Here is a 16652-nt window from a genome sequence, read left to right as displayed (position 1 = left end):
CTCTACCGTTCGTACACATGAGCCCCGCACCGAACCCCGCCGCGCGGGTGCCCGAACGGCGCCGCCGGTTCGGCTGGCCGCGGCGCGTCTTCTCCCAGGTCCTGCTGATGCAGCTGGCCGTCGCCACCGGCGTCACCGTCCTGGCCACGGGCCTCTTCCTGGCACCGCTCAGCGCGCAGCTCGACGACCAGGCGATGCGCCGCGCGCTCGCCATCGCCGAGACGACCGCGTCCCCGCAGGTCGCGGGCGAGCTGCTCGGCTCCCCTCCGGCCACCGACGGGCCCGTGCAGGCACAGGCCGAGCGGATCAGGCGGGCGACCGGGGCCGAGTACGTCGTGATCATGGACCGGCACGGCGTGCGCTGGTCCCACACGGACGCCGGCCAGATCGGCAAGATCGTCTCGACCGACCCCAGCGAGGCGCTCGCCGGCCGGGAGGTCATGGAGATCGACAGTGGCACGCTCGGACGCTCGGCTCGCGGAAAGGTGCCCCTGCGTGACAAGACCGGCGCGGTCGTCGGCGCCGTCTCGGTCGGGATCGAGTACGACAGCGTCCGCGCCCGGCTCCTGGCCGCCATCCCGGGGCTCCTCGCCTACGCGGGCGGGGCTCTGGCCGTCGGGGCACTCGCCGCCTATCTGATCTCCCGCCGTTTGCAGAAACAGACCCACGACCTGGCGTTCTCCGACATCTCGGCGCTCCTCGCCGAGCGCGAGGCGATGCTCCACGGCATCCGGGAGGGCGTCGTCGCCCTCGACCGGGCCGGCCGGATCCGGCTGCTGAACGACGAGGCGCAGCGGCTGCTGGGCATCGGTCCGGAGGCCGGGGGCCGCGCCCTGGACGACGTACTGGGCGAGGGCCGGACCACCGACGTGCTGACCGGCCGGGTCACGGGCGAGGATCTGGTGACCGTACGCGGCAGGCGGGTACTGATCGCCAACCGGATGCCCACCGACGACGGCGGCGCGGTGGCGACCCTGCGCGACCGCACGGAGCTGGAGCGCCTGGGACGCGAGCTCGACTCGACGCACGGACTCATCGACGCCCTGCGCGCCCAGGACCATGAGCACGCGAACCGCATGCACACCCTCCTGGGCCTGCTGGAGCTGGAGATGCACGAGGAGGCCGTGGAGTACGTCACCGAGGTGGTCGGTGTGCACCGGGCGACCGCCGAGCAGGTCACCGAGAAGGTGCACGATCCGCTGCTGGCCGCGCTGCTGGTCGGCAAGGCAACGGTCGCGGCGGAAAGGGGAGTCTCCCTGCGGATCGCGGCGGGCACCCTGCTGCCCGACCGGCTGGTGGATCCGCGCGAGCTGGTGACCGTCGTGGGCAACCTGGTCGACAACGCGCTGGACGCGGCGGCCGGGTCGGAGGACGCCCGGGTGGAGGTCGAACTGCGGGCGGAGCGGCGTACGGCACTGCTGCGGGTCACGGACAGCGGGCCGGGCGTTCCGGCCGACGCGCGTGAGCTGATCTTCGCGGAGGGCTGGTCCACCAAGGAACCACCCTCCCACGGCAAGCGCGGTCTGGGTCTGGCCATGGTGCGGCGGCTGGCGGAGCGCGCGGGCGGCAGCGTCCGGGTGGACGAGGCCGCGGGCGGCGGCGCCGAATTCACCGTCGTCCTGCCCGAGGCCCTCACCGAGCCGGGGCCCGTCCCCGTGACGGAGACGCGATGATCGACGTACTGGTGGTGGACGACGACGTCCGGGTCGCGCGGATCAACGCGGCCTATGTGGCGAAGATCCCTGGTTTCCGGGTCGTCGGCCGGGCCCACTCGGCGGCGGAGGCGCTCGCCCTCATCGCCGAGGTCCCCGTCGACCTGGTGCTCCTGGACCACTATCTGCCCGACGAGAACGGCCTCGCCGTCGTCCGCGAGCTGCGGCGGCTCGGGCACCACACCGACGTGATCATGGTGACGGCGGCACGCGATGTGGCCACCGTCCAGGCGGCGATGCGTCAGGGCGCGCTGCAGTACCTGGTGAAGCCGTTCACCTTTGCCGGGCTGCGCACCAAGCTGGAGGCGTACGCACTGCTGCGCCGCACCCTGGACGGCGGCGGTGAGGCCGAACAGGCCGAGGTGGACCGGATCTTCGGCGCCCTGTCGGCGGGCTCGGGGGAGACGGCCCTGCCCAAGGGGCACTCCCCCACGACGGCCGAGCTGGTGCGGAGAGTCCTGCTCGCCGCCGACGGGCCACTGTCGGCGCAGGAGATCGCCGAGCGGGCCGGCATGAGCCGCCAGACCGCCCAGCGCTACCTGAAACTCCTGGAACGCTCGGGCCGGGTGCGCCTGTCGCTGAAGTACGGCGAGACGGGCCGCCCCGAGCACCGGTACGCCTGGGCGCCGAGCGGCTAGGGTCCGCCCCCCCCCACGATCACACCGCCCCCGCGCCGGTCAGCGCCCGGACCTCCGTTTCGGCGTGCTTGGCCGCGTCCGGCGGCTCGGGCGAGGTGACCGTACCGATCCATCCCGCCAGGAAGCCGAGCGGGATGGAGACCGCTCCCGGGTTCTGGAGCGGGAAGACATGGAAGTCCACGCCCGGGAACAGCGCCTCGGGGCTGCCGGAGACGACCGGGGAGAGCACCACCAGCAGGATGGCCGGGATCAGTCCTCCGTAGACCGACCAGACGGCGCCGCGGGTGGTGAAGTTCCGCCAGAACAGCGAGTAGAGCAGCACGGGCAGGTTGGCGGAGGCGGCGACCGCGAAGGCGAGGCCGACGAGGAAGGCCACATTGAGGTCGCGGGCGAGCAGTCCGAGTCCGATCGCGGCCGCGCCGATACCGGCCGCCGCGAGCCGGGCGACGGCCACCTCGCTGTACTGCTTGGCCCGCCGCCGTCGCAGCGAGGCGTACAGGTCGTGCGCCACCGAGGCGGACGAGGCCAGCGTGATCCCCGCGACGACGGCCAGGATCGTCGCGAACGCGACCGCCGCGACGACCGCGAACAGCACGGTGCCGCCGGTCGATCCCGCCCCGCCGCCCAGGTCCAGGGCGAGGAGCGGCACGGCGGTGTTGCCCGCGGCGCTGGACGCGCGGACCTCGGCGGTGCCGACGATTGCCGCGGCGCCGAAGCCGAGCACGATCGTCATCAGGTAGAAGCTGCCGATGAGACCGATGGACCAGACGACCGAGCGGCGTGCGGCCCGCGCCGTCGGCACGGTGTAGAAGCGGGACAGGATGTGCGGCAGCCCCGCGGTGCCCAGGACGAGCGCCAGGCCGAGGCTGATGAAGTCCAGACGCGCGGTCCAGTCCCCGCCGTACTTGAGGCCGGGGGCGAGGAAGTCCCTGCCGCGGCCGCTGCGTTCGGCCGCGGTGGTGAGCAGCTGGTTGATGTCGCCGTGGAAGCGGACGAGTACGAGCACGGTGAGCACGATCGTGCCCGCCATCAGCAGCACGGCCTTGACGATCTGGATCCAGGTGGTGGCCCGCATCCCTCCCAGCGACACATAGACGACCATCAGAGCGCCGACCCCGATGACGGTCCACGAGCGCGCGGCTTCGCTCGTCCCGCCCAGCAGCAGCGCGACCAGGCTTCCCGCCCCCACCATCTGCGCCACCAGATAGAGAACGGACACGGTGACCGAGGAAGTTCCCGCGGCGATCCGGACGGGGCGCTCGGCCATCCGGGCGGCGACGACGTCGGCGAGGGTGAACCGGCCGCAGTTGCGTACGAGTTCGGCGACGAGCAGCAGGACGACGAGCCAGGCCACGAGGAAGCCGACCGAGTAGAGCATCCCGTCGTAGCCGAAGAGGGCGATCAGCCCGGAGATGCCGAGGAAGGAGGCGGCGGACATGTAGTCCCCGGCGATGGCGAATCCGTTCTCCATGGGCGAGAACAGCCGTCCGCCCGCGTAGAACTCCTCCGCCGAGCCGTGCCGGTTGCGACTCACCCAGGTGGTGATCGCCAGGGTCACCGCGATGAAGGCGCTGAACAGGAGCAGCGCCAGGGTCTGGTGATGGGAGGTCAGGATGTGGCCCGTCAACGCTTCCTCCCCCGCGTCATCTCCTGGGTGCTGCTCTCCTGCGACCTGCCGTTTTGCGACCCGGTGTCCTGAGTCCTCGTCTCGTCGAAGACGGTCCACCGCAGTTCGAGCGCGGCACGGTCGCGGCGCAGCCGGGCGTGGCGTGCGTAGGCCCAGGTCAGCAGGAACGTGGTGAGAAACTGCCCCAGCCCCGCCACCATCGCCACGTTCACCGCTCCGGCCACCGGCCGCGCCATCAGTCCGGGAACGGTCGTGGCCGCGACGACGTACGCCAGATACCAGGTCAGGAAGGCGAGGGCGGCCGGCACGACGAACCGCCGGTAGCGGCTGCGGACTTCCTGGAACGCGGGGCTCCGCTGCACTTCCAGATAGATGTCGGCCTCGGTGCGGTCGCCCTGGCGCCCGGGCCCCGGCGGCGGTACGGAGACGGGGGCCGGCCCGCCGGTCCCGTCCACCTCCCCCCACCCGGCGGCCAGCGCGTCGTACCACGGGTCGTCGATCCGCACCGCGGCGGCGTCGAGTCCTTCCGGCTTCTCCACCCGTCAACTCCTTGTCAGCGAACCGTTTCGGCCGCGTGCCCAAGGATGGACAGAGCGGGAAGATCCCGGACTCTTCTCTCCCCGCTCTTCACTCCATCAGGTGACGGCGTCCCGCGACCGCGGGACGGAACCGTGCCGATAGACGTACCGCAGGGGTGGAGCCTCGGGCTCCACCCCCGCGTGGGCTGCGTCCGCCGCGACGGCGGACCGGGTCAGGCGTCGATGCGTGAGCGGTCCAGGGTCGCCGCGGAGCTGGTGATGAACTCCTTGCGGGGGGCCACGTCATTGCCCATGAGCAGGTCGAAGATCTGCTCCGACGACTCCAGGTCCCCGATGTTGATCCGGCGCAGGGTGCGGTGCCGGGGGTCCATCGTGGTCTCCGCGAGCTGGTCGGCGTCCATCTCTCCGAGGCCCTTGTAGCGCTGGATGGAGTCCTTGTAGCGGATCCCCTTGCGCTGGTACTCGAGCAGCGTCTGCCGCAGCTCGTTGTCCGAGTACGTGTAGACGTACTTGTCCTGGCCCTTCTTGGGCTGGACCAGCTCGATGCGGTGCAGCGGCGGCACGGCGGCGAAGACCCGCCCGGCCTCGACCATCGGACGCATGTAGCGCTGGAAGAGCGTGAGCAGCAGGCAGCGGATGTGCGCGCCGTCGACGTCGGCGTCGACCAGGAGCACGATCTTGCCGTAGCGGGCGGCGTCGATGTCGAAGGTCCGACCCGAGCCGGCCCCTATGACCTGGATGATCGCGCCGCACTCGGTGTTCTTGAGCATGTCCGAGACGGACGACTTCTGAACGTTGAGGATCTTGCCCCGGATCGGCAGAAGCGCCTGGAACTCACTGTTCCGGGCCAGCTTGGCCGTGCCCAGCGCGGAGTCCCCCTCGACGATGAAGAGCTCACTGCGCTCCACGTCGTCGCTGCGGCAGTCGGCCAGCTTGGCCGGCAGCGAGGAGGTCTCCAGCGCGGTCTTACGGCGCTGCGCCTCCTTGTGCTGACGGGCGGCGATCCGCGTCCGGGCGGCTGCGACGGCCTTCTCGAGGACGGCGCGCGCCTGCGCCTTGGCGTCCCGCCGGGTGGAGGTCAAGAACGCCTTGAGCTCCTTGGCGACCACATTGGCGACGATGCGGTTCGCCGCCGAGGTCCCGAGCACCTCCTTGGTCTGGCCCTCGAACTGCGGCTCGGCGAGCCGCACGGTCACGACCGCGGTCAGGCCCTCCAGCGCGTCGTCCTTGACGATGTCGTCCTCGGCCACGCGCAGCAGCTTGGCCGAGCGCAGGACCTCGTTCATCGTCTTGGTGACGGCCCGCTCGAAACCGGTGACATGGGTGCCGCCCTTGGGGGTGGCGATGATGTTCACGAAGGACTTGAGCGCGGTGTCGTAGCCCGTTCCCCAGCGCAGGGCGATGTCCACCCCGAGCTCGCGGGTGACCTCGGTGGGGGTCATGTGACCGCGCTCGTCGAGGACCGGGACGGTCTCCTTGAACGTGCCCTGACCGGTCAGCCGGAGGACGTCGCAGACGGCCTTGTCCTGGGCCAGGTACTCGCAGAACTCGCTGATGCCGCCGTCGAAGCGGAACGTCTCCTCGGTCTTCCCCTCACCCTCCAGACCCCGCTCGTCGCGGACGACGATGGTGAGGCCGGGCACGAGGAAGGCGGTCTGCCGGGCCCGCTGGTAGAGCGTGTCCAGGGAGAGCTTGGCGTCCTTGAGGAAGATCTGCCGGTCGGCCCAGTACCGCACGCGCGTGCCGGTGCGGCCCTTGGGCACCCGCTTGATCTTGCGCAGCCCGTTCCCCGGGTCGAAGGGGCTGTCGGGTCCCTGCTCGGTGAAGATGCCCGGGACGCCGCGGCGGAAGCTGATCGCGTGGGTGGCGCTGCTCCGGTCGACCTCCACGTCGAGCCGGGCGGACAGCGCGTTCACCACCGAGGCGCCCACGCCGTGCAGACCGCCGGAGGCCGCGTACGAGCCGCCGCCGAACTTTCCGCCGGCGTGCAGCTTGGTCATCACGACCTCGACACCCGACAGGCCGGTCTTGGGCTCGACGTCGACCGGGATGCCCCGGCCGTTGTCCCGGACCTCCACCGAGCCGTCGTCGTGGAGGATCACCTCGATGTGGTCGCAGTAGCCGCCGAGGGCCTCGTCGACGGAGTTGTCGATGATCTCCCAGAGGCAGTGCATCAGACCGCGGCTGTCGGTGGACCCGATGTACATTCCGGGGCGCTTGCGAACCGCCTCGAGTCCTTCGAGTACGAGCAGATGCCGCGCGGTGTAGTTGGAAGCGTCACGGTCTGCGGTCAGCAGCGCACTGGACGGCACGGACGTTTCGGCGGTCACGCGGTTCGCTCCTCGCTGAATTTGAAATCTGGCCCAGTGGGTAAAGGCCCGGCGTTCGGTCGCCGGTCAGAGGGTACCGAGGCCTGGTAGAGCGGTTGTCACGCCACCCTCGTGATTTCTCATGCTAGACCAGAGTCGTATGCGTGTTCGATCCCTCGATGGGGTGACGCTCACATCACGTTCCCTTCCAGGCATGAACCATTTAGGCTCCGGGCACGTCCTCATGAACAACCGGCAACAGCCGGGAGGGCGCAAACCGAGACAAGCAATGCGAAATCCGTAGAGCGAAGCAATACGGCTCATTCGCCGCCAACCGGCAGCAGACAGCCACCTGGGAAGAAGTTTCGAGGAAAAGCCACGAGCGGGAACGTTTTCGGCCTGGTTGGATGTTGACCCTGGTACGACAGCTCGTCGAGCTAGAGAAGAGGCGACGTGACTACTGTTCTGACCCCCGCGAGCCCGCTGACGGCCGCTGACCGCTGCGACCGCTGCGGCGCCCAGGCCTATCTGCGCGTCGTCCTGACCAGCGGTGGTGACTTGCTCTTCTGCGCCCACCACGGACGCAAGTTCGAGCCGGAACTCAAGAAGATCGCCGCGGAAATACAGGATGAGACGGACCGGCTGACCACAGTGCCGGCCAGCGCAGTCGACGAGGACCGCTGACACCTCATCCACGACGAGCCAAGGGCCGGTTCAGGACCGGCCGACGGGCGGGCGCCCCTGCGGATCAGGGGGTGACCGCCCGTTCTCATACCCCCGCGCCGGGTCACCTCAGAGGACTCCGGCCGGCAGCACGCCCGAGACCCTGGTGTACACACCCGGGCTCTCAGCCTGCCCGCAGCCACTGCCCCAGGACACCAGCCCGATGAGCCTCCCGCGGGCCACCAGCGGCCCCCCGCTGTCCCCCTGACAGGCATCCTTGCCGCCCTTGGGGTCTCCCGCGCAGAGCATGGTCGTGGCGAGGTACCTGCCGTCCGAGTCCCCGGGATAGGCCTGCTCGCAGACCGTGTCCGCCAGCACACTGACCGGAGCGGCGCGCAGGGCGGACGCGTAGCTGCCGAGCCCGGTCGTGTCGCCCCAGCCGTACACGGAGGCGCTGGTGCCCGGCTCGTACGCCGGGTCGCCCGTCGGTGCAGTCTTGATCGCGTATGTGTCCGGCAGGGCGCTGGCGAGCGTGAGGACGGCCAGGTCGCCCGCGTTGGTGGCGGAGTCGTACTCCGGATTGACCCAGGAGGCGGCCACCTTGATCTCCTGGCCGCCGCTGCCGCGCAGTTCCGAGCGGCCGGCGATGACCCGGAGGTCGGCCGTCTCCCCCGGCTCCGCGCCCAGTACGTCCCGGCCCAGGCAGTGCGCCGCCGTCAACACCTTGGTCGGCGCCACGACCACTCCCCCGCAGAACTGGCCTCCCCGGCTTTCCCCGAACCGGCCACGGCTGGACAGCGCCACGACCCACGGCGTGTCGTCCACGGAGACCGGCTGTCCGCCGATGATCACACTGTCCGCGGCGGCGATCGAGGGCGAGGACACCGGCACGGCCGCCGCCGAGATCAGTCCCAGAATTCCGGTTACCGCTCGGGCGATGGGACGACGCATGGAGCCTCCCTGACTCTCCGGTGAAGTCCGTTCACCCAGCGTCGACCAATTGGCGGCATCCCGCACCCCGGGAGGAGAACGCCGGAGCCCGGCTCCCCTCTCGGGGAGCCGGGCTCCGGCGTCTTTCAGCGGCTGTGCGTGCGGCCGTGACTAGTCGAGGTAGTCGCGCAGCACCTGCGAACGCGAGGGGTGGCGCAGCTTCGACATCGTCTTGGACTCGATCTGACGGATGCGCTCACGCGTCACGCCGTAGACCTTGCCGATCTCGTCCAGGGTCTTGGGCTGGCCGTCGGTGAGGCCGAAGCGCATGGAGACCACGCCCGCCTCACGCTCGGAGAGCGTGTCCAGCACCGAGTGCAGCTGCTCCTGGAGGAGCGTGAAGCTCACCGCGTCGGCCGGGACGACCGCCTCGGAGTCCTCGATGAGGTCACCGAACTCGCTGTCGCCGTCCTCGCCCAGGGGGGTGTGCAGCGAGATCGGCTCACGGCCGTACTTCTGGACCTCGATGACCTTCTCAGGGGTCATGTCGAGCTCCTTGGCCAGCTCCTCCGGGGTGGGCTCGCGTCCCAGGTCCTGGAGCATCTGGCGCTGCACGCGCGCGAGCTTGTTGATGACCTCGACCATGTGCACCGGGATACGGATGGTGCGGGCCTGGTCGGCCATGGCGCGGGTGATCGCCTGACGGATCCACCAGGTGGCGTACGTGGAGAACTTGTAGCCCTTGGTGTAGTCGAACTTCTCGACCGCGCGGATCAGACCCAGGTTGCCCTCCTGGATGAGGTCCAGGAAGAGCATGCCGCGGCCGGTGTAGCGCTTGGCCAGCGAGACCACGAGGCGGAGGTTGGCCTCCAGCAGGTGGTTCTTGGCGCGACGGCCGTCCTCCGCGATGATCTCCAGCTCGCGCTTGAGCTTCGGCGCCAGCTTGTCGGAGTTCGCCAGCTTGTCCTCGGCGAACAGTCCGGCCTCAATGCGCTTGGCGAGCTCGACCTCCTGCTCGGCGTTGAGCAGCGGGACCTTGCCGATCTGCTTCAGGTAGTCCTTGACCGGGTCGGCGGTGGCACCGGCGACGGCCACCTGCTGCGCGGGAGCGTCGTCCTCGTCCTCGTCGGACAGGACGAAGCCCTTGTTCTCGCCCTCGGCTTCCTCGTCCTCACCCTTGCCGGGCTGGACCTCGTCGAGCAGCTCTTCGCCCTCGACGCCCTCGTCGGTGTCCTTCTTGGCGGCCGTCTTCTTGGCCGTCGTCTTCTTCGCGGCGGCCTTCTTGGCCGTCGTCTTCTTGGCCGCGACCTTCTTGGCTGCCGCCTTGGGGGCGGTGGCTCCGGCCTCGTCGGCCGGGGCGTCCACGCCCTCTGCCGCCGCAGCCGCCACGGAGCCCGCGACGGTCTTCGTCACGGTCGTCTTGGCGGTGACGGTCTTGGTGGCGGTGCGCTTGACCGGGCTCTTCGCAGCGACGCTCTTGCGGGCGCGCTTCGGCGACTCCGCTGCACTGACCATCAGCGTCACACCCTCTTCCTCGAGGATCTGGTTGAGGCTGCGCAGAACATTCTTCCACTGGGTTGGCGGAATCTGGTCAGCCTCGAAGGCCCGACGCACGTCATCGCCGGCGATCTGCCCATCAGCCTTTCCCCGCTCGATGAGCGCCATCACAGACTCGGACTCGGCGATCTCCGGCGGGAGCGTACGGGATGTGCTGGCCGACACGAACAACCTCTCGGAACGATGGAAAACGGCTTCCGGCTCCGCCCATGATCGGGCCGGAGCCGACGACCGTCGGCTGGGAATGTGCCGACGGCGCGGGCTGAACCTCGGAGCTGCACAGCGCCGCGTACGGCTGCTGTATTCCCTCCTCGGCTATCACCTCTTAGGTCATCGCACGGTTCCGAGGAGTGTTACGCCCAATCCACGTGGCCCGAGTCACACCACATATGCCACGAATCGGCCAGAACGGCATTTACTGCCCGATTTCGCACCGCCGGACCCCGGGGCTCCCCCCGGGTCCGGCGACAGGCGATGCGTGGGACTCCCTGCACCCGGCCGCGATCCGCGGGTCAGTGCTCACGCGGAGCGGGAACGACCCTCTCCACCTCCGGGTGGACGGTGAGAAGCTGCCGCATGGCCGCCTCGGCGGCGTTCGCGTCCCCGGCCGCGAGGGCGTCGACGATGCGCCCGTGCTGCACGAGGCAGGCCTCCCCGGGACGGTCACAGCTGGTGATCGGGGAGCCGGAGACCTGGAGAGCGGCGGCGACGATGCCGGAGAGGTGCTCCAGCATCCGGTTGCCCGCGAGCTGGATCAGGAGGGCGTGAAACTCGGTGTCGGCCCGGGAGAAGGTGATCCCGTCACCCTGGGCGAGGGCGTGGCCCATGATCTCGACCATGTCGGTGAGGCGCTGCTGGACGTCCTCGCGGCCGTGCCCGGCCGCGAGCCGCGCGGCCAGGGGCTCGATCATCCAGCGGAGCTCGTTGAGCTCGCGGCGCTGGTCGTCGCGGAGCGGCCCGAAGGCGCGCCACTCGATGATGTCGGGGTCGAGCAGGTTCCAGTCACTGACGGGCCGGACCCGCGTACCGACGTTGGGACGCGCGCTGACGAGGCCCTTGGCCTCGAGGACGCGCAGCGATTCGCGGACCACCGTGCGGGAGACCTCGAAGCGCTGGCCGATCTCCTCGGGGACGAGCGGGCGGTCGGCGCCCAGGTCCCCGGAAACGATCATTTGGCCGAGCTGCTGGACGAGTTGGCCGTGCAGCCCCCGGCCGCGGTTGCCCGCCGCCCGGCGGCCGACGCGGCCCAACTCGCTTTCACCCGCCTCCCAGGCGGGCGGGCCGACGCGGTCGGCTCCGGGAGCCTCCCCGTAGGCGTATCGGTCGAGGTCGCCCGGGCCGGCGAGGCCGGAGTCGGCGGGGCGGGCGGCGGTCATCATGGTGTGCGCAAGGGTACTCACGCATCCTTTGTCGGCGCGCCCTCCAGCGCCCTTGAGGTCTTTGGTGAAAAGCACACGAAAGGGTGATCGCCACCCCCTACACAATTGACGCTTTATCGGAAAGAACCGGGCATTCCCAGGGGAGTTACGAACACACTGCCCAGCAGTTACGAACACGGTGCCCGGCAGAGGGTGTCTTCGGGCACCGGGGCGGTCACCAACGGGCCCTACTGCGAAGGCCGCTGAGCAGATAAGCGCAGAACAGAGCGGTCAGGGAGAGGGACAGCGCGGCACCGACCGGCTGCGCGACCAACCGCAGCGCGCCCATCAGCCAGTGGTCGGCCGTGTGCGGCCACTGGAACCAGACGAGTTCCCGGAGCCTGCCGGGCAGTCCGGTGGCCGACCGCGCGGCCGGGCCGGTGATGACCTTCTGCAGGAGCGGGCCGACGACGACGGGGACGGCGAGGACGGCCGCCACCCCGGCGGCGGTGGCCCGGAAGACACCGGCCGCCAGCAGGCCGGCCCAGGCGCAGCCCACCGACAGCCCGAACCAACTGCCGCACAGCGAGAGCCAGTTCCGCGGCACGGGAATCAAATCTCCGCCGTACACCAGTCGCAGGGACTCCAGGTCGACGGCCACTACGAGGACGGCGATCAGCAGGGCGGTGGCCGCGGTGACGGCGAGCTTGGCGAGGAGCAGGCCGAGGCGGCGCGGCACGGTGCCGCGCCCGGAGGAGAGCGCCGGGTAGCGGTACTCGTCGCCGAAGGAGAGGGCTCCCAGCAGGCCCGCGCCGAGGGCAGCGGGGGGCAGGGGGGAGACGCCGGGCCAGCCCGCGATGGTGGCCGGGAGCGGGGTGCTGCCGCCACGGGCGAGCAGGACGGCGACCGCGGCGGACACGACGAGCACGGCGGCGATGACCAGCAGGCTTGTACGGACTCCGAAGAGGCGCCGGATCTCGTACCGCACGGGGCGCAGGGGGCTGCGCAGAGGACGCGGCGCGATGAGGGGGCTTTCGAGCCCGCGGGGGTCGGGGTCCCAGATCGGGGCGGGTTCCGCTTCGGCGCCGGCGTCGGGCTGCTCGGCCTCGGCCCGGCGGTCTGAGGGTGAGCCGGGCGGGAGCACTTGCCCGCGGCGGGGCGCGGGCGGGGCGGAGGCCCCACCGGTCCGGCGGGTGTCGCCGTTCTGGTGGCCGTCGCCGGTCTCGTCGGCGAGTTGGTGGAGGAGGACGCCGTGCCGGAACGCGGTCTCACCGATCTCGGCGCGATCGCTTCCGTAGACGGAGAGGCGATTGCCGTCCTCCATGACCACCTCGACCGAGCGCCGGGCGGCTCGGGCCTCCTGCCGGACCACGGAGGCGAGGCGGGCGGCGTGCGGGGTGCGTACGGCGACGCGCGGCCGGAGTCGGGTACGGGCGAATTCGGCGGCTTCCTGTTCGGCGACGAGCCGGCCGGCGTCGATCGTGACGACACGGTCGGCGTTGCGGGCCGCGTCCCTGGGATCGTCGGTCGTGTAGAGGACCGTGCCGCCCTGGTCCGCGTGCGCGCGCAGCAACTCGTACAGCCAGGCCCTCTCGCGGGCGGAGAGACCGGCGGCCGGTTCATCGAGCACCAGGGCGTGCGGATCGGTCAACAGGGCCGAGGCGAGGCCCAGTCGGCGGTCCATGCCCCGCGACAGGGTCCCGAGGCGCTGGTCCTGGAGGCCGTCCAGGCCCACGGCTCGGAGCAGGTCGCCGGCGCGGGAGGCGGGAACTCCGGACGCCGCGCAGAGCATCCGCAACTGGCCGCGGACGGTACGGGAGGGGTGGCCCGGCACGTCCCCGAGCAGCACTCCGACCTCGTGGGCCGGGTGGGCGATCCGGTGCAGGAGCCGACCGCGGAAGTAGGTGACGCCGCGCGCCGGCTCCAGTCCGAGCATCAGCCGCAGGGTGGTGGTCTTGCCTGATCCGGGGGGACCGAGCAGCGCCGTGACGCTGCCGGGCCGCGCTTCGAAGGAGAGATCGTCCACGGCGGGCGGGCGGCCTCGACGTGACGTGCTGGTGAGTCCGATGGCCTGGAGCATCGCTTCCCTCGCGGTAGAGGAGACCGCTCGGCGGCTGGGCGGGTACCGCAGAAAGATAACGCGACATTTCGGACTTTTGGCGGAGCGTTGGGGCCAGTCGAGCCGCTAACTGCCGACGGGGCCCCGCACCGGGACTCCTCGGCCCCGCGACCGGATGTCGAACAGGCGTCTCGTGGACCGTCCGTCAGACCTCCGGCCGCAGCATCGGCGGGTTCAGCAGGGTCGCCCCGCCCGCTCGGAACAACTGGGCGGGCCGGCCGCCCTGCCGCGTGGTCGTGCCGCCCGCCGGAACCAGGAAGCCCGGAGTGCCGGTCACCTTGCGGTGAAAGTTGCGGGGATCGAGGGCGACGCCCCACACCGCTTCGTACACCCGCCTCAGTTCACCGACCGTGAACTGGGGCGGGCAGAAGGCGGTGGCGAGCGAGGAGTACTCGATCTTCGAGCGGGCGCGCTCGACGCCGTCGGCGAGGATCTGCGCATGGTCGAACGCGAGCGGCGCGGGCTGCTCGTCCTCCCGGCCGAAGCCGGTCTCCTGGTCGAGCAACGCCTCGACGGGGGCCCACCGCGCGCTGTTCGCGTCACCGCCCGCGCGGGGCGCCGGAAGATCCGGCGCGAGCGCGAGATGGGCGACGCTGACCACTCTCATACGTGGATCGCGCTTCGGGTCGCCGTAGGTCGCCAGCTGCTCCAGGTGCGCGCCGTTGCCCGGCAGGGGGTGGGGAGCGGAGGGGTCGTGGGCGGTCAGCCCGGTCTCCTCGGCGAGCTCCCGGGCCGCCGCGGCGCCGAGATCCTCGTCGGCGCGGACGAATCCGCCGGGCAGGGCCCACCGCCCCTGGAACGGCGGCTCTCCCCGTCGCACGACCAGCGCACACAGGGCGTGGCGACGCACGGTGAGCACGACCAGATCGACGGTGACGGCGAAGGGCGGAAAGGCCGACGGGTCGTAGGGAGACATGCCGCGATCATAGTCGTCTGCCTGACGATAAACACGCCCCTCGCGATCTCCGGCCACGACTTCTTGCACCGGGCTCTCCCCTCCCTCCGACGCCGTGCCGGCGCACCCGCTCACAGCCCCAACTGGAGGCCCGGGGCGGCCTCCTCGACCATGCCGAGACCCAGTCTGCTCACCCGTACCGCGAACGGCTCCCCGGCGACACTGAGCCCGGAGAGCCGCACGGCGCCCAGCGGCGCGGAGCGCAGCGGGCGCAGCGCGACCGTACGGCCCGGGGCGTCGGGCCGGACACCCGCGAGCGCGATCATCAGCTGGAGCGCGGCGCCCGCGCCGACCGCCGCCGGACGGCAGGCCGCCGGATGCGGCGCCGGGGCACTTCCGGCCGTGCGCTGCTCCCCCGCGTACATCTCCGGGAGCCGGTACTCGAACACCTCGGCCGCGTCGAGCACACCGCGCAGCAGGGAGACCGCCTCCTTCTCGTAGCCCGCCGCCGCCAGTCCCGTCACGGCGACGGCGCTCTCGTGCATCCGCACGGCTCCCGTCCGGTGGCCGAAGGGATTGTGGCCCGGTTCCTTGGCTCCCAGGCTGCGCAGTCCCCACCCGCAGTCCAGGGGCGGCGTACCGAGCAGCCTGGCGAGCTGCCCGGTCTGTGACGGGTCCAGCAGCCCGGGCGCGAGTCGCCCGCCGCCGAGGAGCCCGGTGTCCAGGAGGTGCGCGGCGCCGCCGCCGAGGTGGGGCAGCGGCCGCTCGCCGGGGGTCCGGGCGGTGGCGGGACGGCCGCCGGCGCCGTCGTCGAGCCAGAACTCCTCGCGGAACCGGTGCCGCATGGCCCGCGCCCACTCGCGCCAGCCGTCCGCGCCGGGGCGGCCGCACGCCTCCAGCAGGTCGGCGCCGAGCACGGCGGCACGGTGGGCATGGGCCTGGGTCTCGGCCCGTCGCGGTCCGGCGGGGCCCGGGTCCGGCACGAATCCGTCGTCGTCCGCGGCGGCGCGCAGCCAGTCGAGGCAGCGCTCGGCCGCCGGGAGCAGCTCCGCCACATCCTGGTCCGGAAGCCCCCATCTGCGGGCCTCAGCGAGGACCACCGGGAAGGCGAGGGTGGCTTCGATGCCGGTGCACCGGGGCGGGAGATGAGGGCCGGAGTCACGCAGCGGCCCGGGGATCCGCCCCGACTGCCGCCCCGCTCGGGCGAGTTGGGTACGGGCGATCGCGCGGAGCGTCGTGGCCGCGAGCCGGGTGCCGAGCGGCAGCGCCATGCGCGCGGCCCAGAGGGATTCGGCGCCGACCGGTCCGCAGCGCCACGGGACTCCGGCGGCCACATACAGGTCCGACGGGTGAGCGGGATCCCGTAGCAGGAGCGCCCGCAGATCGTCGACGGCGGTGCGCAGCAGCTTCTCGGTCCGCGGGTCGTCCCCCTCCGCCCGCGCCCGGGCGAAGGGGTGGGCGCCGGACTGGCCCGCCGGGCGAACGGCTCGGTCCGTACGGACGCGAAGCTCGATGCTGCGAGCGGCCCCGGGGAGCAGCTCGAGCTCCCAGCGCAGAAGGCCGGCCGCGGCGAGCGCGTCCTTGGGCGGCGGGTCGGCGACGACGGTCGCGTGCCGCCCGCCCGGCGCCGACCAGCGCATCCCCGCGGCGTGGACGCTCGCCGGGAGTTCGACCCCTGCACTGCCCGACGCCACCGCCGCGAGGTCCGCGAGGTCGGTCCCCAGCGAGATCTCCACGGGAAGCCGAAGCGGGCGTGCGGCGGAGCTGCGCAGGGTGATCCGTTCGGTGCCGTCGGCGTCCCGCGTGCGCTCCACGGCGATCCCGGGGTCGGGTCCGGGGTCCCCCGGAAGGCGTGCCACGGCCAGGAAGCGGGCGCGGTCGGCGGCGACCATTCGGGCCTGGAGGGCGAGCGGTTCGCGCCCCGCGATTCGCAGTTGGCAGCGGGAGAGCAGCCGTCGGCCTGCCTGGTAGAAGCCTTCCATGCCCTGGCCCGTGAGCTGTCCGTGCGGCGCGGAGACCGCGAAGCCGGGGAGGGCGACGCAGATGAGGACGCTGTGGACGGGCGGCAGTTCGCCGGGCCGCCCGGCGGGTGGCGGAGCCGGGAGGGCGGCCGTCTGCGGGCCGGTCCCCGCGACGGCCACGAGTGCGCCGGCCCGACCAGTCGCGCGGCAAGGCCCAGGAGCGGCTCCATGACCAGCAGGAGCACCAGGACCAATGGTCGGAGCAGGAGGCCCTGCGGGCGGGGCGGCGGCGGCTGTGGGATGCGGCTGGTCCGGTCGGCGCTGATCCGGCGTGGGGCGCGGCT

Annotated in this window: 12 protein-coding genes; 3 read left to right on the top strand and 9 right to left on the bottom strand. The window is 71.7% G+C overall.

The window, feature by feature from the left end; all coding sequences use genetic code 11:
- Positions 1 to 17 precede the first annotated feature (17 nt).
- A complete protein-coding gene (locus tag ACZ5VC_RS17355) occupies positions 18 to 1673 on the top strand; it encodes a sensor histidine kinase (protein WP_469120892.1) in 1656 nt (551 codons plus the stop codon).
- Positions 1670 to 2350, top strand: a complete 681-nt coding sequence (locus tag ACZ5VC_RS17350) for a response regulator (protein WP_469120891.1) — start codon at positions 1670 to 1672, stop codon at positions 2348 to 2350. The genes ACZ5VC_RS17355 and ACZ5VC_RS17350 overlap by 4 nt, the downstream gene beginning before the upstream one ends.
- A 19-nt stretch (positions 2351 to 2369) precedes the next feature.
- Here the strand turns inward: ACZ5VC_RS17350 and ACZ5VC_RS17345 are convergent, their stop codons facing one another.
- The 3 genes from ACZ5VC_RS17345 to ACZ5VC_RS17335 form a co-directional block, all read right to left on the bottom strand.
- Complete coding sequence (locus ACZ5VC_RS17345) at positions 2370 to 3962, bottom strand: solute symporter family protein (protein WP_469121313.1); 1593 nt, start codon at positions 3960 to 3962, stop codon at positions 2370 to 2372.
- 11 nt (positions 3963 to 3973) lie between these two features.
- Positions 3974 to 4516 (bottom strand): DUF485 domain-containing protein, encoded by a 543-nt coding sequence (locus ACZ5VC_RS17340; RefSeq protein WP_469120890.1) that lies wholly within the window; start codon positions 4514 to 4516, stop codon positions 3974 to 3976.
- Between the two features lie 212 nt (positions 4517 to 4728).
- Positions 4729 to 6846, bottom strand: coding sequence for a DNA gyrase/topoisomerase IV subunit B (locus tag ACZ5VC_RS17335; RefSeq protein WP_469120889.1), 2118 nt, complete (start codon positions 6844 to 6846; stop codon positions 4729 to 4731).
- 432 nt (positions 6847 to 7278) lie between these two features.
- Here ACZ5VC_RS17335 and ACZ5VC_RS17330 point away from each other — a divergent pair, with 432 nt between their 5' ends.
- Entirely contained in the window at positions 7279 to 7509 is a 231-nt protein-coding gene (locus ACZ5VC_RS17330; RefSeq protein ID WP_468704570.1) for a DUF7455 domain-containing protein, read from the top strand.
- A 108-nt stretch (positions 7510 to 7617) separates the two neighbouring features.
- Here ACZ5VC_RS17330 and ACZ5VC_RS17325 read toward each other — a convergent pair whose 3' ends face one another.
- The 6 genes from ACZ5VC_RS17325 to ACZ5VC_RS17300 form a co-directional block, all read right to left on the bottom strand.
- Positions 7618 to 8439 (bottom strand): S1 family peptidase, encoded by an 822-nt coding sequence (locus tag ACZ5VC_RS17325; protein WP_469120888.1) that lies wholly within the window; start codon positions 8437 to 8439, stop codon positions 7618 to 7620.
- A 150-nt stretch (positions 8440 to 8589) separates the two neighbouring features.
- On the bottom strand, positions 8590 to 10140 hold the full coding sequence (locus tag ACZ5VC_RS17320; RefSeq protein WP_469120887.1) for an RNA polymerase sigma factor: 1551 nt from the start codon (positions 10138 to 10140) through the stop codon (positions 8590 to 8592).
- A gap of 347 nt (positions 10141 to 10487) precedes the next feature.
- On the bottom strand, positions 10488 to 11375 hold the full coding sequence (locus ACZ5VC_RS17315; RefSeq protein WP_469120886.1) for a FadR/GntR family transcriptional regulator: 888 nt from the start codon (positions 11373 to 11375) through the stop codon (positions 10488 to 10490).
- Positions 11376 to 11568: 193 nt separating this feature from the next.
- Complete coding sequence (locus ACZ5VC_RS17310; protein ID WP_469120885.1) at positions 11569 to 13413, bottom strand: ABC transporter ATP-binding protein; 1845 nt, start codon at positions 13411 to 13413, stop codon at positions 11569 to 11571.
- A 184-nt stretch (positions 13414 to 13597) separates the two neighbouring features.
- A complete protein-coding gene (locus tag ACZ5VC_RS17305; protein WP_468704585.1) occupies positions 13598 to 14368 on the bottom strand; it encodes an NUDIX hydrolase in 771 nt (256 codons plus the stop codon).
- A 110-nt stretch (positions 14369 to 14478) separates the two neighbouring features.
- Positions 14479 to 16488 carry an amylo-alpha-1,6-glucosidase gene (locus tag ACZ5VC_RS17300; RefSeq protein WP_469120884.1) on the bottom strand — a complete coding sequence of 670 codons (2010 nt, stop codon included), beginning with the start codon at positions 16486 to 16488 and terminating at the stop codon, positions 14479 to 14481.
- Between the last annotated feature and the right edge of the window lie 164 nt (positions 16489 to 16652).

The organism is Streptomyces sp. NPDC033174 (genome assembly GCF_055577795.1).
Note: the sequence above shows the minus strand (reverse complement) of the source record. Positions and strands in the feature narration are given on the sequence as shown.

What these genes read in the sequence shown, in the direction of transcription:
- ACZ5VC_RS17355 (WP_469120892.1), top strand. Translation starts at nt 18, where the DNA reads ATGAGCCCCGCACCGAACCCCGCCGCGCGGGTGCCCGAACGGCGCCGC.
- ACZ5VC_RS17350 (WP_469120891.1), top strand. Translation starts at nt 1,670, where the DNA reads ATGATCGACGTACTGGTGGTGGACGACGACGTCCGGGTCGCGCGGATC.
- ACZ5VC_RS17325 (WP_469120888.1), bottom strand. Translation starts at nt 8,439, where the DNA reads ATGCGTCGTCCCATCGCCCGAGCGGTAACCGGAATTCTGGGACTGATC.
- ACZ5VC_RS17310 (WP_469120885.1), bottom strand. Translation starts at nt 13,413, where the DNA reads ATGCTCCAGGCCATCGGACTCACCAGCACGTCACGTCGAGGCCGCCCG.
- ACZ5VC_RS17305 (WP_468704585.1), bottom strand. Translation starts at nt 14,368, where the DNA reads ATGTCTCCCTACGACCCGTCGGCCTTTCCGCCCTTCGCCGTCACCGTC.